General features: G+C 55.8%; 16 protein-coding genes and 3 pseudogenes. 7 read left to right on the top strand and 12 right to left on the bottom strand.

Features of this window, described 5'->3' with window-relative positions; all coding sequences use genetic code 11:
* The first annotated feature begins 63 nt into the window (after positions 1-63).
* Positions 64-267, top strand: coding sequence for a type II toxin -antitoxin system TacA 1-like antitoxin (locus tag SIK69_RS10115; RefSeq protein WP_319786030.1), 204 nt, complete (start codon positions 64-66; stop codon positions 265-267).
* A 110-nt stretch (positions 268-377) separates the two neighbouring features.
* Here SIK69_RS10115 and nlpA read toward each other — a convergent pair whose 3' ends face one another.
* The 3 genes and pseudogenes from nlpA to SIK69_RS10100 all read right to left on the bottom strand — a co-directional run.
* On the bottom strand, positions 378-1154 hold the full coding sequence (nlpA, locus tag SIK69_RS10110) for a lipoprotein NlpA (RefSeq protein ID WP_374941349.1): 777 nt from the start codon (positions 1152-1154) through the stop codon (positions 378-380).
* A 216-nt stretch (positions 1155-1370) separates the two neighbouring features.
* The gene (locus SIK69_RS10105) at positions 1371-2681 is read right to left on the bottom strand and encodes a serine hydrolase domain-containing protein (RefSeq protein WP_319786028.1); all 1311 of its coding nucleotides are present in this window, start codon (positions 2679-2681) and stop codon (positions 1371-1373) included.
* Positions 2682-2796: 115 nt separating this feature from the next.
* Positions 2797-3045 (bottom strand): annotated as a pseudogene (locus tag SIK69_RS10100) (DUF1348 family protein); the annotation flags it as partial.
* 221 nt (positions 3046-3266) lie between these two features.
* Between SIK69_RS10100 and SIK69_RS10095 the strand changes: the two are divergent.
* Complete coding sequence (locus tag SIK69_RS10095; RefSeq protein WP_319786027.1) at positions 3267-3638, top strand: hypothetical protein; 372 nt, start codon at positions 3267-3269, stop codon at positions 3636-3638.
* A gap of 104 nt (positions 3639-3742) precedes the next feature.
* Here the strand turns inward: SIK69_RS10095 and SIK69_RS10090 are convergent.
* The 3 genes and pseudogenes from SIK69_RS10090 to SIK69_RS10080 all read right to left on the bottom strand — a co-directional run.
* Positions 3743-4141 (bottom strand): annotated as a pseudogene (locus tag SIK69_RS10090) (recombinase family protein); the annotation flags it as partial.
* Between the two features lies 1 nt (position 4142).
* Positions 4143-4364, bottom strand: a pseudogene (locus SIK69_RS10085) (DUF1348 family protein); the annotation flags it as partial.
* 47 nt (positions 4365-4411) lie between these two features.
* Positions 4412-5926 carry an MDR family MFS transporter gene (locus tag SIK69_RS10080; RefSeq protein WP_319786026.1) on the bottom strand — a complete coding sequence of 505 codons (1515 nt, stop codon included), beginning with the start codon at positions 5924-5926 and terminating at the stop codon, positions 4412-4414.
* Between the two features lie 79 nt (positions 5927-6005).
* On the opposite strand from SIK69_RS10080, the gene SIK69_RS10075 reads away from it, so the two are divergent.
* A complete protein-coding gene (locus SIK69_RS10075; protein ID WP_319786025.1) occupies positions 6006-6662 on the top strand; it encodes a TetR/AcrR family transcriptional regulator in 657 nt (218 codons plus the stop codon).
* Here SIK69_RS10075 and SIK69_RS10070 read toward each other — a convergent pair.
* A complete protein-coding gene (locus SIK69_RS10070) occupies positions 6659-7075 on the bottom strand; it encodes a GNAT family N-acetyltransferase (RefSeq protein ID WP_319786024.1) in 417 nt (138 codons plus the stop codon). The genes SIK69_RS10075 and SIK69_RS10070 overlap by 4 nt on opposite strands.
* A 112-nt stretch (positions 7076-7187) precedes the next feature.
* Between SIK69_RS10070 and SIK69_RS10065 the strand changes: the two genes are divergently transcribed.
* Positions 7188-8090: an EamA family transporter gene (locus SIK69_RS10065; protein WP_319786023.1), complete on the top strand. Its 903-nt coding sequence runs from the start codon at positions 7188-7190 to the stop codon at positions 8088-8090.
* Between the two features lie 78 nt (positions 8091-8168).
* Entirely contained in the window at positions 8169-8459 is a 291-nt protein-coding gene (locus SIK69_RS10060) for a YicS family protein (protein ID WP_319627256.1), read from the top strand.
* 14 nt (positions 8460-8473) lie between these two features.
* Here SIK69_RS10060 and nepI read toward each other — a convergent pair whose 3' ends face one another.
* The 3 genes from nepI to SIK69_RS10045 all read right to left on the bottom strand — a co-directional run bounded on the left by nepI (position 8474) and on the right by SIK69_RS10045 (position 13023).
* A complete protein-coding gene (gene nepI / locus SIK69_RS10055) occupies positions 8474-9655 on the bottom strand; it encodes a purine ribonucleoside efflux pump NepI (protein ID WP_319627255.1) in 1182 nt (393 codons plus the stop codon).
* Positions 9656-9778: 123 nt separating this feature from the next.
* Positions 9779-11515, bottom strand: a complete 1737-nt coding sequence (locus SIK69_RS10050) for an AsmA family protein (protein ID WP_319786022.1) — start codon at positions 11513-11515, stop codon at positions 9779-9781.
* A 119-nt stretch (positions 11516-11634) separates the two neighbouring features.
* Entirely contained in the window at positions 11635-13023 is a 1389-nt protein-coding gene (locus tag SIK69_RS10045) for a nucleobase:cation symporter-2 family protein (protein WP_319786021.1), read from the bottom strand.
* A gap of 276 nt (positions 13024-13299) precedes the next feature.
* Here SIK69_RS10045 and gltS point away from each other — a divergent pair, with 276 nt between their 5' ends.
* Positions 13300-14502, top strand: a complete 1203-nt coding sequence (gene gltS, locus SIK69_RS10040; protein WP_319627252.1) for a sodium/glutamate symporter — start codon at positions 13300-13302, stop codon at positions 14500-14502.
* 44 nt (positions 14503-14546) lie between these two features.
* Here the strand turns inward: gltS and glpK are convergent, their stop codons facing one another.
* Together glpK and SIK69_RS10030 are read right to left on the bottom strand one after the other, a co-directional pair.
* Entirely contained in the window at positions 14547-16052 is a 1506-nt protein-coding gene (gene glpK / locus SIK69_RS10035) for a glycerol kinase GlpK (RefSeq protein WP_319786020.1), read from the bottom strand.
* A gap of 21 nt (positions 16053-16073) precedes the next feature.
* Positions 16074-16922 carry an MIP/aquaporin family protein gene (locus tag SIK69_RS10030; protein ID WP_319627250.1) on the bottom strand — a complete coding sequence of 283 codons (849 nt, stop codon included), beginning with the start codon at positions 16920-16922 and terminating at the stop codon, positions 16074-16076.
* Positions 16923-17349: 427 nt separating this feature from the next.
* On the opposite strand from SIK69_RS10030, the gene zapB reads away from it, so the two are divergent.
* The gene (gene zapB / locus SIK69_RS10025; RefSeq protein WP_319627249.1) at positions 17350-17595 is read left to right on the top strand and encodes a septal ring assembly protein ZapB; all 246 of its coding nucleotides are present in this window, start codon (positions 17350-17352) and stop codon (positions 17593-17595) included.
* The last annotated feature ends 32 nt before the right edge of the window (positions 17596-17627 follow it).

The following is a 17627-nucleotide window of genomic DNA, read 5'->3' as shown; positions in this document are numbered from 1 at the left end:
ATCATACAACGGCAACGCCTGAGCAGTTGAACGGGCTTAGTCGGGTTATAAAGGAGTAAAGCCATGTCAACACAGAAAAAGCAGTGCATCCGTCTCAAATTAACTGACAAGATCGTGATTGAAGAAATAGCGAAAATGACAGAGCAACATCGCTGCCAGATTCTCAGTGAGGAATCACGATACTTGGTGATGGATGCCATCAGCAATCCGCCTGCACCGAATATTAGGCTGAAACGAGCTGCCAGGCGTTTACGCAGCATGGAGTAAGACGTGACCGAGCCAACGAAAAGCATCGAGCAACTCTATGAGGGCGGTCTGTAACCCACAAATAAATCGGGCCAGCATCCCGCTGGCCCTTGTCGCTACAGGTGACTCACTCATTCCCAGCCGGGCACCGCCCCACCGTTAAAGATTTTTTCTGCCGCTTTCGCCACTTCAGGTGACTGATACGACTGCATAAATTCTTTCACGTTCTCCGCGTCCTTGTTGTCTTCGCGGGTGACGATGATGTTCACATATGGCGAGTTTTTGTCTTCGATAAACACGCTGTCATGTACCGGCGACAGGCCGGTCTGCTGGATGTAGGTGGTGCTGATGATCGCCACATCGACTTTCGGATCGTCGAGCACGCGTGGCAGCTGCGCCCCTTCCATCTCCATAATATTGAGTTTATGCGGGTTGTCGCTGATATCCAGCGCCGTCGGCAGCAGGCCTTTGCCCGGTTTAAGGGTTATCAGCTTCTCATTTTGCAGCAGTAACAGCGCGCGTCCCAGGTTGGTCGGATCGTTAGGAATGGCGACGGTGGCCCCGTCTTTTAACCCGGAAACCGATTTAATCTTGCGAGAATATCCTGCCATCGGGAAGACGAAAGTGTTTCCCACTGCCACTAAGTGGAAGTCATGCGCTTTGTTGTCCTGTTCCAGGAACGGGCGATGCTGAAACACGTTGGCGTCCAGCTCCCCGGCGTTGGTGGCATCGTTGGGCAGTAGCGAACCGCTGAACCCGACCAGCTCGACGTCGAGGCCGTATTTGTCTTTGGCGACTTTTTTCGCCACTTCGGCCACGTCTTGTTCCGCACCGTTAATCACGCCGACTTTAATGTGTTTGGTGGTGTCCGTTTTTTGGTCACAGCCTGCCAGAAGGAGGCCAGTCATCAGCAACGCGCCGAGATGAGGAAGAGTTAATTTCACGCCAGAGTTCCTTTTTAAACAGTCCGTTAAAACAAGGTATGCCTGATGAAAAATGACTATAGCGACTTTGAGGGGGCGAGGGTAAAAACGAAAAGGAATGAGAGAGACGAAAAGGTGATAAAGCAGGTCTATAGCGTCTGAACGCGTAGGCCCGGCAAGCTGCGCCGCCGGGCCTACGGGTTACTTCAGGGTATTGGCAATGGCATTAAACATCAGCGACGCTTCCAGCGGCTGAGCGCTGAAGGACGGCTCGGCTTTCGGCCAAGCGGACCACTGCACGATCACCAGTTTTTGCTGCGGATTGACCACAATCACCTGGCCAAAAATACCCAACGCCCACATCGTGTCCTGGCTCGACAACCCTTGTTTCGGGCTGACCTCTTTGGCGTTCACCGGCACGCTGTTGTTCCACCACTGATAGCCATACATCCCGTCCGGATGCGACGCAGAAACCGATTTGTCGGCGGTGTTCCAGGTTCTGGCGTCTTTTACCCAGTTATCCGGCAGCGTCTGCGTGCCGTCCGGCAATACGCCATTGTCCATGATAAACAGCCCGAATTTGCCCCAGTCCTGCAATGTGGCGTTGAAGCCGTGTGCGCCTACGTCGTGTTTGCCGGGTTGATAGCTGTGCCACACCCCGTCATGCACCATGCCGTACGGCTGCCAGATTTTTTCCTGCAGGTTCTGCGCCAGCGATTTACCGGTGGCTTTCTCCAGGGTATCACCCAGCAGCCATGCCCCGCCGGAAGAGTAAGACCAGGCCGCGCCCGGCCTGGCGTAGGCGCTGCGGTGCGGGTCTTTCACCAGCGCGTTCACGCAGGCATAGGTGTCTTTATTGGCTTCACACTGGGTCAGTTTCGCGAAGTCAGACTGTGGATTGGTGTAATCCTCATTCCAGGTCACGCCGGAGGTGTGCTGCATCAGCTGGCGCACCGTGACGTGTTCCCAGGCGGTGCCTTTGACATCCGGGTTATATTTGACGATTTCATCGTCCAGCGAGGTAATTTTGCCCTCTTTTACCGCCACACCGACCAGCGTCGAGACCACTGATTTCCCCACTGAGCGCGAGGTCCACAGCGTGGTCGGGGTATTGCCGTGGCTGTAATACTGGTACGCGATTTTGCCGTCTTTGATGACCATCATTCCGGTAACGTCGTTACGTTTGAGGTAATCCTGCAAATTATAATCGTGGCCCTGATAGTGATAGGTCGCGGCGCTCAGAGAGCGTTCCATGACCGGAATGGGCCGGGCGTGGCCCGCTTTAAACACGTCGCCCGCGTAGGAGCGATAGTCGTTCCGAAAGCCAACCACGCGCTGCTGTTGGTTCCAGGTCAGCATGTTTTTTACGTCAGGCAGTTGAGTATCAACCGGAGCCGGGCAGGTGGTCAGCTGCGGCACGCCGCAGTCATTGGCGGCCTGCGCCGCGTTGGCCTGTAAAGAGGCGGTGAGGCAAAGTGCGAGTAAACAGAGTGGAGCAGAAAATGTGCGCATAAAGAGCCCTTCATCGTGGTCGTTATCAGATGTTGGGCCCCACTGTAGGGGAGATTTTTCAGGCCACACAGTCAGTGAATGGGGGAAAATCCCCCGTTAGCGAGGCAACAGCCGATCACAGTCCCAGCGCGCTCAGGCCGAGATGATCGTCGGGGCGTCGGCCCTGCGGCCAGCGAAACTGGCGTTCGTATTCGGCGATCGGCCGGTCGTTAATGCAGGCATAGCGTTTGCTCATCAGGCCGTTATCATCAAACTCCCAGTTTTCATTGCCGTAAGAACGGAACCAACTGCTGCTTTCATCGTGCCATTCATAGACAAAACGCCCCGCTATGCGGTTATCAGTGTAGGCGCACAGTTCTTTGATGGGGGCTGACGCTCAGTGGAACGAAAACTCACGTTAAGCATTTTTTGGGACCAATGGAACGAATACTCGCCTTAAAGGACAGCTCGCTGAGCTGGAATATGTGGAGTAATCCATAATGGAATGGCCTTTTGGCTAACGGGATTTAACCACAGTCGTTTTTTGAAAGACAAAAAACTATTGACATGTTCTCATGTTTCTTTTGCCATACGGGAGATATAAAAATGAACATTTCTAGCCTTTTCCGCTCCGCACCAGTTGCAAAGCTTCCTTCTTATACCAGTTCGGAAGTTAGACATTCTGCGAAAAATTTTATTAATGATCTGAAAGGCATTAAAAATACGGCGGAGACTAAAGGGAGTAAAGTTTCATCCATGTATCAAAAAACAGAAAATTATGCTAACAAGTTAGCAAAAAGTGCCGATAAAGGAAATATTAAAGATACGCTGAAAAATGTAAGTAAATTAGAGAAACATTCAGAAGCTTTATTTTCCGCAACGGGTAGTCCATTTACTAGAAGTGCCATTGCGGCAGCAAGAGAGGAACGATTAAATATTTATTCGCTACTTGTGAATAACAAACTCTCTTTACGGTAACTGGAGCACTATTCTGCAAAGCTATTTAGTATCGTTACGGGGCTAATTTTAGTGAACCTCGATGGCTGATGTTAACCTTGCCGCATGCCGGCAAGGTTATTTAGCTAAATTGCGCTGTTTGAGATGAGTGTAAACGTTTCATCTTTTAAAATTTTGTATACAGTGGAACGTGCAATGCAGAGCTGTCGGGCTATCGCCGTCGCGCCGGTACCTTCCTGATGAAGTACAAGCACGACATTACGGTCGACGATACGCCTGCGTCCAAATTTGATGCCTTTCAGCTTTGCTTCCAGTCGGCCTTCATTGGTACGTTCCAGTATCCTGCACCGTTCGGCCTGTACCTCCGCTGACAGAATGGTGACTACCATTTTACCCATTTCGCCGTCGGTGCTGATCCCGCCATCAATAAACCGGACGGCCACACCTTGGGTGTCAAACTCTTTTATCAGCTGGATCATATCGGCTGTATCCCGGCCAAGGCGATCCAGTTTCTTAACCAGAATTCAGCCGATACTCCAGCTCTGTGCGCCATTTGCGGTCGAGAAAGGCCACGATGGCGTCGCGGCCTTCAATAAACTCGCTGCGATTGCGCCAGCTGCTGTCCAGCGTGTAGGCCAGCGAGACTTTCTCCGGGTTGCGACTGTTCCAGCCATCTTCGGCGGCGCGCACCTTTTGAATCGCGCTTTCCAGGGTAAACGGGGGCAAAGGCGGACGTTGTTCACGCATAATTCACTCCGACAGATTCAGGTTTACTCATCCTGGCACAACTTCGTTTAATGATGTGACTTCTTCAACGGCGCTTCTTTCAGCCACCACGACAGCGCAAACGCCAGTACCATGATACAGGCCGCCATCAGGAATGCCGCATGGATGGCGGCCCCGAAGGCATCGAGGTAATCGGTGCGCAGAGTTTCCGGCAGATGATGCACCGCCACCGGGTTCAAGGCGCGCGGCATTTCTGCGCCTTCCGGCAGCAGGCGGCTCAGGTTGGATTGCAGCACATGGGTAAACACCGCACCAAACAGCGCCACGCCGATGGAGCCGCCAATCGAGCGGAACAGCGTCACGCCGGAGGTCGCCACCCCGTACAGGTTCGGTGCCACCGAGTTCTGTACCGCCAGCACCAGTACCTGCATCACCAGGCCGAGGCCCATTCCCAGCACGCCGGTGAACAGATACAAATGCCACGTCGGGGAGTTGATGGTAATGCGGGTCAGTAACAGCATGCCGATAAAGCCCAACAACGTCCCGACGATCGGATACAGGCGATATTTCCCGGTGCGGCTGATCAGCCGTCCGCTGATAATCGAGGTCAGCAGCAATCCGCCCATCAGCGGGATCAGCTGGAGGCCAGCTTCGGTCGGTGTGGCGTTTTTCACCACCTGCAAATAGAGCGGCAGGAAGGTGACCGAGCCAAACAGCGACATCCCGATGATAAAGCCAATCAGGCTGCACAGCAGGAAGCTGCGGTCGCGGAACAGCGACAGCGGAATAATCGGCTCGAACGCCAGCCGTTCTTCATAAATAAATCCGGCAATACCGACCAGACCGAACGCCAGAATGCACCACAGCTGCGGGTCGCTCCATTCGCGTACCGTGCCGCCTTCGGTGGTAAACAGGGTAATACACAGCAGCGCCATGCTGAGATACAGCGCCCCGAGCCAGTCAATCTGATGGGTGGTGCGTTTGTTGGTGCTGTGGAATACCGCCCCGATCACCAACAGCGCAAACAGGCCCAGCGGCAGGTTGATATAGAAAATCCAGCGCCAGGAGGTGTGCTGCACGATAAAACCGCCAATCAGCGGGCCAATCACCGTGGCAAGACCAAACACGCCGCCGAACAGCCCCTGATAGCGCCCGCGATCGGCGGGGGGAATCACGTCGGCGACCGCTGCCATGCTGATAACCATCAGACCGCCGCCGCCCAGGCCTTGCAGACCGCGCATCAGCACCAGTTGAGTCATGTTTTGCGCCAGTCCGCACAGGGCGGAACCGACAAGGAACAGCACGATGGCGATTTGCAGCACCCGCTTGCGGCCAAACAGATCGCCGAATTTACCGTACAGCGGCACCACGATGGTCGATGTCAGAATATAGGAGGTTACCACCCATGACAGCTTATCGAGGCCGCCGAGTTCGCCGACAATCGTCGGCAATGCGGTCGAGACAATGGTCTGATCCAGCGCCGACAGCAGCATGACTAACAGCAACGCGCTGAATAACAGGCGGATGGACTTCACGCCAGTTGCCGGAACGTGCTGCGGTTGAGTCGTCTCTTGAGACTCCATAACAGGCTCACTTGAAATTAATTAAATACATAATTAATATTTATGTAAGTTAGGGTTCAGGTCAAGGGACACCCCGCAAATGAAAGCACAGAATGGCAAGGATAATTCCGAGAAGCCACGTCGTCCAGGGCGTCCGCGCGGAAAGAAGGCTGGAGCCGACAACCGCGAGCAGTTGATGGATATTGCGTTGACGTTGTTTTCCCGCGAAGGGATCGCCCGCGTGTCGCTCAACGCCATCGCCAAAGAGGCAGGGGTAACGCCCGCGATGCTGCATTACTATTTCAACAGCCGCGAAGCGCTGATTGAACAGCTACTCGAAGAGCGCTTTATGCCGCTGCGCAACCGCATCAGCACCGCATTTGTCGAGCATCAGGATGACCCGGTAAGCGCCTTCACCCAAATGGTGCGGGTGCTGGCGGAACTGGCGGAGCAGAACGCCTGGTTCGCCCCGCTGTGGATGCAGGAGATGATTGGCGAAATGCCGATCCTTCGCCAGCACATGCAGGCGCGTTTCGGCGAAGACAAGCACCACAAACTGCTCACCACCATCGCGCACTGGCAGGAAAGCGGGAAGCTTAACCGCGACCTGTCCCCGGAGCTGCTGGTGACGACCCTGATTAGCCTGGTGCTGGTGCCGTTTTCCCGTCTGCGTACCGACGAACGCCTGAAATCCGTTTCCCCTGACACTATTGTGCGCCACGCGCTGGCGATGATGGGCCAGGGGATCGGCGGTTAAAGAGTTTTGGTCAGGTAGTGGCGCTGCATGCCCTGGTGCGGGAAATCATTGATGGTGTTATGCAGGGTAAAGCCGCATTTCTGATAAAACGGCAGCGCCTGGAAACTGGCGGTGTCGACCAGCATATGGTGACAGCCCCAGTCGCGGATGCGCTTTTCCGCTTCACGAATCAGCTCGCCGCCCAGCCCCTGACCACGCGCGGCTTCGCTGACCCATAAAAAGTCGATACACAGCCAGTCACCTTTGCGTTTGCCAATCAGGCCGCCGAGCATGTTTCCGCGCTCATCCCGGGCGTAAACCCCCAGATCGTGCCAGTCTTTGGTATCAATAAACTGGCTGTTAAAAGCGCGTAATCCGGTGAGTAATGCTTCCTGGTCCTGTTGAGTCACTTTCTCGGTAATCTCAATTTGCATGGCCTGTCTCCGTGTTGATATGTCTAAAACTCCCCCCATTATTGAGTGCGGACACCAACATCTCAATCAGTGATATGATTCCAGGCAAAGAAATCAGGTTGTTGAGGGAAAGATGGGCTCGACCAGGAAAGGGATGCTGAACGTACTGATAGCCGCCGTGCTGTGGGGCAGTTCCGGCGTCTGTGCGCAATACATCATGGAACAGAGTCAGATGTCGTCGCCGTTTTTGACCATGGTGCGCCTGCTGTTCGCCGGGTTCATCCTGCTGATGCTGGCCTTCGTGCATGGCGATAACATTTTCCGCACTCTCAAGAGCCGTAAAGATGCACTGAGCCTGCTGATTTTCTCGATTGTCGGTGCGCTAACGGTACAGCTCACCTTCCTGATGACCATCGAAAAATCGAACGCTGCCACGGCGACAGTGCTGCAGTTCCTGTCGCCGACGATTATCGTGGCATGGTTTGCCCTTGCCCGGAAATCGCGGCCCGGTATTTTGGTGTTTGCCGCTATTTTGACTTCGCTTATCGGCACATTCTTGCTGGTCACCCACGGCAACCCGACGTCACTGTCCATTTCCCCTGCGGCGCTGTTCTGGGGAATTGCCTCGGCGTTTGCCGCTGCGTTCTATACCACCTATCCGTCTACGCTGATTGCGCGCTACGGTACGCTGCCGATTGTCGGCTGGAGTATGCTGCTGGGCGGGGCGTGTCTGCTGCCGTTCTACGCCGGGGAAGGATTACATTTCGTGATTAGCGGTAATCTGCTGCTGGCGTTTTTCTATCTGGTCGTGATTGGCACCTCGCTGACGTTCAGCCTGTACCTGAAGGGCGCACAGATGATTGGCGGCCCGAAGGCCAGCGTGCTGAGCTGCGCCGAACCGCTGAGTAGCGCGCTGTTGTCGGTGTTGCTGTTGGGCGTCAGTTTTGCGTTGCCGGACTGGATTGGCACGCTGCTGATCCTCTCGTCGGTGGTGCTGATTTCGCTCGATTCACGCCGTCACGCCCGGCTCGGTTAAGTTGAACATGCTTTTGCGCATTCATCGGCCTGAACATATAGTTAACGGTATTGCACCTTGCAACATAAGGGATCCATTATGAAAACCACGCCATTACTTTGTCTGCTGGCCTGTCTGGCCGCCCCGGCCGCGTATGCCAACTCTCCAATGCAAGGCCTGCAGTTTGAACAACAAAAACTGCAGGTGATGAAGGACGTCAAAAAAACCTGTACCCCGAGCAAAAACCTAAGCGAAACCGACTTCGCTAACAAAATTCTCGCGAACGAAGATAACAAGCGCCACGTGCGAGACGCGACGCTGGCAATGGAACGTAATAACCAGAAGAACTACTGGGACGCCATCGGGCAAATCCAGTGCCCGGATCTGTGATCCGGGCGGAAGGCTTATTTAATTCGTACTTTCGTTGCCACCAGCAAGGCGGTGAGTAGCATCAGGGTGCCGGAAAGCATCAGCGGCGAGAGTAAACCGAAATGGTCCAGCGCCACGCCGCCCACGGCGGCCCCGCAGGTGTTGGCCAACTGGATAACCGCTACCTGAATGGAACCGGCTTTTTCCGCCTGATCGGACAGCGAGCGGGTTATCCATGTCGACCAACCGACCGGTACCAGCGCAAAGGCAAAGCCCCAGATAACCGCCACCGTCGCAGCCACCCATTTCTCGCTTCCCCACACAATCAGTATCAGGGCGCTAATCGCGAGGATCAGCGGGGCGCAGGCCAGGGCCACTTTCACCGAGCGTTTGAGGATCACGGCGGAAAGCGATGTGCCAACAAAACTCGCGATGCCAAAACTTAACAGCACCAGCGTCAGGCCATCGACATCAAAGCCCGCAAGGTTCATGAACACCGGGCGTATGTAGGTAAAGAACGCGAACTGGCCAGCAAAAGCCATGAAAATCGCGGTCATCCCTGCCAGCACGCCGGGGCGTGTTAACAACCCGAACATGTTTGCTTTCGGCCCGGTTTCGCCGGGTAACGACGGCAGCACCTTCCAGACCCATATCACACACAGCAGGCCCATCAACGCCGCGCCGTTAAACACGTTACGCCAGCCAATAATACCGCCTAAAAAGCTGCCGAGCGGGGCGGCAATCACCAGCGCGATAGACACCGCGCCAAAAATGACCGACAGCGCTTTAGGCACCATCCGCGCCGGAACCAGCCGCATGGTTAACGAGGCGGACATCGCCCAGAACCCGCCGAGCGCCAGGCCCAGGCACGCGCGCCCGAGTAGCAACAGGCCGAAGCTTGTGGCAAACGAGACCAGCAGGCAGGAGAGGGTGAGCAGGACAGAGAACAGAATAACCACGTAGCGGCGGTCGGTTCGGCCAATCACATGGGTAATGAACAGGCTGGCGAACATCGCCACGAAGGCGGTGGTAGTGACCGATTGCCCGGCCACGCCTTCGGTAATGCCCAGCTCCTGCGCCATCGGCGTCAGCAGGCTAACGGGCAGAAATTCAACGGTAATCAGGCAGGCAACGCAAAACGCCACGGCAAAAACCGCCGACCAGTTGGGACGGGTTAGCGTCTCACCGCGGGGGAGTGTTTCAGTACATTCGCTCATGGGACACCTGCGCAATTTCGATGGGAAAGTTGCGCAGTGTAACATTTTGTTTGTGACGTATTTAACGTTTTGACAACTTTAGGGTGGCAAACAATCCCCTCTCCATGGTGGGAGAGGGGGAAATTACGGCACAGGCGGCGAAATAGGTTCAGCCGCAGTCGGCGCAGGCGTAACAGGTTGCGCCGTGCTCACTTCGCCGTTGCGCATCGTCTGGGTGACTTCCTGCTTGCTCATATTCACCGCGTGCAGCTGTCCGTTGACCGTCGGTTTGAGTGGGGCATTGGCCTGTACGTTGCCGCTGGCGCGTAACTGGATATTGCCGTCGCCGCCGAGAGGCAGCCCTGGCCAGCCCCACTGTTGCAGAATATCCAGCGGCACGCCGCGTCCGTTCAGGTTAATGGCGACCTCCCGCTGCGGTTGCTGTGACACCGCGCCGGTGGCTTCGAGGATGCCTTTTTCGGTGAAGGCGCTCAGCTCATTGATATTAACCTGCGCGTCATTCGCCACCAGTTTCAGCGACGGGCGGCGTACGTCCACCCGGTTGAAGGTTGCGGCAGCGGCATTCAATGCCGCGCTGCCGCGCCATACGCCCCAGCTGCCGTTTTTCGCCAGCTGCAGGTTGTCGCCGTAGCCGTCGAGGGAAGTGGTTTGCCACGGGAACGCCGGGTCGATATCAATAACCAGATTGCGGCTGGCGGTGAATTTCGTCAGGGTGACGCTTTGCAGCCAGGCCGGGAGGGGGGCCATCCACAGCTGTTTCCAGTTGGACGGCAGGGTGTATTCCAGCCCGGCGATGGCGGTGTCGTCGAGCACCAGCGCGTGGCCGTTGCGTAACCAGTTGCCGGAGGTGCGCACCATGCCGCCTTCCCAGCGCGAGGTGAACTGGCGGAGTGCCACACCCTGCGGCGAAAATTCGGCGTTAAAAATAGGGTCCATCAGGTGCAGCGAACCATAAATAAATTCGTCAGCGTTCATCGACAGACGCCCGCCCTCGCTGGCCCAGTCGCCGTTGCTCAGGGTCAGGTCACGCAGGCTCAGATCCAAATCGGCAATCGCCCAGTCCGGGCCTTGTAGTCGGGCATCTGTCACTTCCAGACTGCCAATCGTCAGCGAAGGGACGGTCATCAGCGGGGCGAAGAAATCGGCCAGTGATTTATCGCTCTGCATACGGATATCGGTCAGGCGCAGGCTGTCGACCAGCCAGCTACCATCGGCATTGCGTTTGGCGTTCCCGGTTAGCGAGCCGCGTGCGATATCGGCCCCCAGCGTGCCGAGCGTCACCACGCCATTGTCGATGCTGCCCTGCACCAGCACGTTGGTGGCCGGTATCCCGTTGAGGGTCATCGAGCCCGCGCTTATCTGAATTTGCGTTTGTTTCCCGAGCACGTTGCCGGCTTCTGGCATCCACGGCGATACGCCGCCGGTCACGCGCTGGGCGCTAAGATCCCAGTCGCTTTCTGGGCTGTTCAGTGCCATGTTGCTCAGTTGCAGGGTGTCGGCTTCAAACGGGAACGGCGCGTTGGACGGTGACAGGTTAAGGGTGCCATCCTGCAAGGTAATGGTATCGGCGTGCAACGGATCGGTGAGCTGACGGCTGCTCAGGCCAATCTCGACGCTTTTGGCAACCAGCGTCGCGGGCTTGCCATCGCGGCCAAAGGTGACGTTTCTCAGCAGGACATGTGAGGGAGAGGAAAAACGATGGTCCATTGCGTCGAAAGCGATGTGGTATTGGGTGTTACTGGAAATCCAGCCGCTGACCTCGCGTGCGCCCCAGCGTGTTTGCAGTAAAAAGTAAAACGCCACCACAACCAGCAGTAGAGCGATAAGCAGCCAGATCAGCAGCTTCCCGATAAATTTCATCGTCTTCCATCCAATGAAGGGCACATAAGGGAGTTATGCACGATTTGTGCGCAATCCTCAAGGAAGGATTCGTGTAATAAGGTTTCACGACGGCACCGATAGCGCCGCCGTGATGAGGATCAGTTCTTTTCTGGCGGGAAAACCAGGTTCAGAACAATCGCGGTGATGCCGCCTGCGGCTATGCCGGAAGAGAGCAGATTTTTCAGCCAGTCCGGCGCGAATTGCAGGATCAGCGGCTGTTGGGAAACGCCAAGGCCCACCGCCAGCGACAGGGCGATAATCAGGATTGCGCGGCGATTCAGCGGTTCGCGGGACACAATGCGCACCCCGGAGGCTGCGATGGTGCCGAACATCACCAGCGTCGCACCGCCCAGTACCGGCTCAGGAATGTGCTGCACGAACCCACTCACCGCCGGGAACAGGCCAAGCACGATCAGCATCAGCGCGACCACAAAGCCTACGTAGCGGCTGGCCACGCCGGTCAGCTGGATGACGCCATTGTTCTGGCCGAAGCAGGAGTTCGGGAAGGTGTTGAAGATGGCGGACACGCAGGAGTTCAGGCCGTTGGCCAGCACGCCGCCTTTCAGACGTTTCATGTACACCGGGCCGGAGACCGGCTGCTCAGACACATCGGAGGTGGCGGTAATATCGCCGATGGTTTCCAGGGAGGTGATCATGAACACCAACATCAACGGCAGCAGTAGGTTCCAGTCGATCCCGAGACCATAATAGAGCGGGGTCGGCACCATGATTACCGGGCTATTGGTCGGTGTGGTTTCCGGCAACATGTCCAGCAGCCAGGCCGCGGCATAGCCTGCCGCCATTGCGATAACCAACGATGCGATGCGCAGGTACGGGTTACGTTGACGGTTTAGAACAATGATGATTGCCAGCACGATACCCGCCAACAGCAGGTTTTTTGGTGCGCCGAACGTGTGATCGGCCATCGCCGCATAGCCGCCGCCGATGGACGTCAGGCCCACCTGAATCAGCGACAGGCCGATAATCATCACCACCACGCCGGAGACCAGTGGAGTGATAATGCGGCGCGCCAGATGCAGCACCCGGGAGAGCGCCATTTCGGTGAAGCTTGCCAGCATTAAGGTGCCAAACAGGGCGGCCATCATGGTTGGCACATCTGCGCCGCCGGTTTTCAGCGCGGTGCCGCCCATGATCAGCGGAGCCACAAAGTTGAAGCTGGTGCCCTGAATCGACAACAGTCCGGAGCCAACCGGGCCCCACGCTTTAATCTGGATTATCGACGCCACACCGGAAGCGAACAGCGACATGCTGATGATGTGCTGCGTATCTTCGGCGGGTAAGCCGAGCGCCTGGCAAATCAGCAGGGCGGGAGTAATAACCGCCACGAACATCGCCAGCAGGTGCTGGAAAGCAGCGAACAGGGTCTGTGGCAGCGGAGGTCGGTCTTCAAGACGGTAAATAAGCTCGCTGTTCTGCATCTGCGCAATCGGTTGCGCATTTTCAGCTTCGATGGTGTTCACTGACATTTTCAGAGGCAATCCCGTGTGGAAAAGGGGGGATTTTAGCGAACTGCCAGGTAAAAGCAAACGGTTGCTTTCAATATATTAAGGACGAATAAGGAAGCAGATTTTTATGCTGTTTTTGCTGCTTTTGTCGCAAATTCCACCGCTTTGATTATTTTTCTCTGTCATTTTTCACTGCGTTTTGCGTAAAATTCGGCTCCTGATGATAAACGATGAGAACTTTTCGCCGCAGGACGTCACATCGCGTGATATTGGATTATGCGCTAACAAGGAGCTTTTATGTTTCATCTCGATACCTTATCGACGCTTGTTGCGGCAACGCTGGTGTTGCTGTTAGGACGCAAACTGGTCCATACCGTTCCCCTCTTCAAGAAATACACCATCCCTGAACCGGTTGCGGGCGGCCTTCTGGCTGCGCTGGCGCTACTGGTGCTGAAAAAAAGCATGGGCTGGGAAGTCGATTTCGACATGAGCCTGAAAGATCCACTGATGCTGGCATTTTTTGCCACGATCGGTCTGAACGCTAATCTCTCGAGCCTGCGCGCGGGCGGTAAAGTGCTCGGCACCTTCCTGATTGTGGTGGTCGGGCTGCTTTTAATGCAGAACGCCATCGGCATCGGCATGGCGAAAATGCTGGGGCTGGATCCGCTGATGGGTCTGCTGGCCGGGTCGATTACGCTGTCTGGCGGTCATGGGACCGGCGCGGCGTGGAGTAAGCTGTTCGTCGAGCGTTACGGCTTTGCCAATGCCACCGAAGTGGCGATGGCCTGCGCGACCTTTGGTTTGGTGCTGGGGGGCCTGATTGGCGGCCCGGTGGCGCGTTATCTGGTAAAACACTCATCTACGCCGGACGGGAATCCGGACGATCAGGCGGTGCCGACCGCGTTCGAAAAACCGGACGTGGGCCGCATGATCACCTCCCTGGTGATGATTGAAACGATCGCCATGATCGCCATCTGTCTGACGCTCGGTAAAATTGTGGCGCATTGGCTGGTGGGCACCACTTTTGAGTTGCCGACCTTCGTCTGCGTACTGTTTGTTGGGGTTATCCTCAGCAACGGTCTGGCGCTGCTGGGCTTCTATCGCGTGTTTGAGCGTGCGGTGTCGGTGCTGGGGAACGTGTCGCTGTCGCTGTTCCTGGCAATGGCGCTAATGAGTCTGAAGCTGTGGGAACTGGCATCCCTGGCATTACCGATGATTGCGATTCTGGCGGTGCAAACCGTGGCGATGGCGCTGTACGCGGTGTTTGTGACCTATCGTATGATGGGTAAAAACTACGATGCGGCGGTGCTGGCGGCGGGTCACTGTGGATTTGGTCTGGGCGCGACGCCCACGGCGATTGCCAATATGCAGGCGATCACCGAACGTTTCGGTCCGTCACACACGGCGTTCCTGGTGGTGCCAATGGTTGGCGCATTCTTTATTGATATCGTGAACGCGTTGGTGATTAAGCTGTATTTGTTGTTACCGATCTTCGGCTGAGGAACTGCCCGGCGGCGCTATCGCTTGCCGGGCAACCACACAATTTACTCGTGATCTTCCCACGCCATCGCGCGTTTGACCGCTTTCTGCCAGCCGCTGTAGCGATAGTTACGCTCGGTGGTTTCAATCCCCGGACGGAACTCACGTTCGATTACCGCTTTTTCCTTCAGCTCATCCAGATTTTGCCAGAACCCTACCGCCAGACCGGCGAGATACGCCGCGCCCAGCGCCGTCACTTCACGCACTTCAGGTCGCTCAACGCGGGTGCCTAAAATGTCTGACTGGAACTGCATCAGGAAGTTATTGGCAACCGCACCGCCGTCCACGCGCAGGGCGTGCAGACGAATACCGGAGTCAGCCTGCATTGCTTCCAGCACGTCGCGGGTCTGATAGGCGATAGACTCCAGCGTGGCACGAATGATGTGGTTCGAGTTCACGCCGCGGGTCAGGCCGAAAATTGCGCCACGGGCGTACGGGTCCCAGTACGGAGCGCCGAGGCCGGTAAATGCGGGCACTACGTATACGCCGTTGGTGTCGTTCACTTTAGTGGCGAAATATTCGGAATCGAACGCGTCGTTAATCAGCTTCATTTCGTCACGCAGCCACTGAATGGAGGCCCCCGCCATGAACACCGCGCCTTCCAGCGCATAGTTCACTTCCCCGCTCGGGCCGCAGGCGATAGTGGTCAGCAGGCCGTGCTCGGATTTCACCGCGGTTTCCCCGGTATTCATCAGCATAAAGCAGCCAGTACCGTAAGTATTTTTCGCCATCCCTTCTTTGACGCACAGTTGGCCGAACAGCGCCGCCTGCTGGTCACCGGCAATCCCGGCGATAGGAATACGCGTCCCGCCTTTACCGCCGATGTTGGTCTGACCGTACACTTCGGACGATTTGCGCACCTCCGGCAGCATGGCGCGTGGGATGTCCAGCGCCTCGAGCATTTTGTCGTCCCAGTCCAGCGAATGGATGTTGAACAGCATGGTACGCGAGGCGTTGGTGTAGTCGGTGACGTGCACCCGGCCCTGGGTCATGCGCCAGATAAGCCAGGTGTCGACGGTGCCGAACAGCAGTTCACCGCGTTTGGCACGCTCACGTGAACCTTCCACGTGGTCGAGGATCCACTTCACTTTGGTCCCGGAGAAATACGGGTCGATAACCAGGCCTGTGGTGCTGCGAATGTAGTCTTCCATCCCATCGCGTTTGAGCTGCTCGCAGATTTCTGCGGTGCGGCGGCACTGCCAGACGATGGCGTTGTAAATGGGCTTGCCGGTTTCTTTATCCCAAACGATGGCGGTTTCACGCTGGTTGGTTATCCCAATTGCCGCTACCTGGTCGGAATTGATATCGGCTTTCGCCAGAACTTCAATCAGGGTGGAGCTTTGGGAGGCCCAGATTTCCATCGGGTCATGCTCGACCCAGCCTGGTTTTGGGTAAATTTGGGTGAATTCGCGCTGTGAAACGCTGACGATATTGGCGTCGTGATCCATGACAACGGCGCGGGAGCTGGTTGTACCCTGGTCGAGGGCAACGATGTATTTTTTGTCAGTCATAATGCTTTGTCCCGTAGTCAGTTACAGCGAAGCTTTGTGTTGAGTGGTGCTGGCGGTGGTTTCTTTCTCTTCCACCACACAGACGTCGCACGGCAAATGGCGGCCAATCAGCTTGCGATAGCCGAAAGCACCCAGCGATGCGCCGACAATCGGTGCGAACAGCGGCACCACGAAATACGGAATATCTTTCCCGCCGGTGAAGGCCATTTCACCCCAGCCTGCAAGCCAGGCGAAGGTTTTCGGACCCAGGTCACGGGCCGGGTTCATCGCAAAGCCGGTCAGCGGCCCCATTGATGCCCCGATCACCGCAATCAGCAGGCCGATTAACAGCGGTGCCATCGGGCCACGCGGCACGCCGTTGCCGTCATCCGTTAGTGCAAGAATCACGCCCATCAGGATAGCGGTAATGACCATTTCTACCGCGAAGGCCTGCACAAAATTGATATGTGGGTTCGGGTAAGTAGAGAAAATGCCTGCCAGATCCAGACTTTCAACGCTGCCGCGCACCATATTGTGCGTGTGTTCGAAGTCGATGAAAAGATTGTAATAAAGCCCGTAAACTAACGCCGCTGCGCAAAACGCGCCGGCAAACTGAGAAATGATAAAGGGAGCAACTTTACGCCCGTCGAAACAGGCAAACAGCCAGAGTGCGATGGTCACCGCCGGATTGAGATGTGCGCCGGAAACCCCTGCGGTCAGGTAAATGGCCATCGCCACGCCCAAGCCCCAGATAATACTGATTTCCCATTGACCGAAGCTCGCGCCTGCAACTTTTAACGCAGCAACGCATCCCACACCGAAGAAGATCAACAACCCGGTACCAAGGAACTCGGCAATGCACTGGCCTTTTAAGGTTGATGTTTGACTCATGATCGGATCCTGAAGACTGATTATTGTGAACGTTTATTGTGAACATGGTGGCCGAAGACGACCATGCTGCCATGTAGGCATAGTGTTAATTTATCGTTAACGAACAAAAACGAGAAATATCGAAATCAAATTCTGTGTGCCCCGTCAATAAAATGAGCGTTATCGCGCGAAAAAGTGCGTGGTTTGACCATTCGATCTCCGTGTGTAGAACCATTTTCTTAACGAATGGATTAACAATTTAGGGGGATTTGCGCCGAATGCGCCAGGTATAGACTGAAAAGTGTTGCAAACCACGATCCGTGCGCCCTGGCGCTGGACAGCAGGTGCTGCGCTCCATACAATCGGATGCATAGTAGTGCGCACATTTTCGTTAAGGCGTCGCCGGGGTTCCGGGACGAGATCAACGCCTTGCAAATTCAGGAGAGGTATGACGATGTCATTAGAAGTGTTTGAGAAACTGGAATCTAAAGTACAGCAGGCGATTGATACCATCACCCTGCTGCAGATGGAAATTGAAGAGCTGAAAGAAAAGAACAACGCGCTGTCGCAGGAAGTACAGAACGCACAGCACGGTCGTGAAGATCTTGAACGCGAAAACAACCAGCTGAAAGAACAGCAGCACGGTTGGCAGGAACGTCTGCAGGCGCTGCTGGGCCGCATGGAAGAAGTGTAATCTTCATTCCCTTCCCCTTTCAGTGGGGAAGG

The sequence above is a fragment of the Scandinavium lactucae genome, assembly GCF_033843265.1.
GTDB classification, from domain to species: Bacteria; Pseudomonadota; Gammaproteobacteria; order Enterobacterales; family Enterobacteriaceae; genus Scandinavium; species Scandinavium lactucae.
Note: the sequence above shows the minus strand (reverse complement) of the source record. Positions and strands in the feature narration are given on the sequence as shown.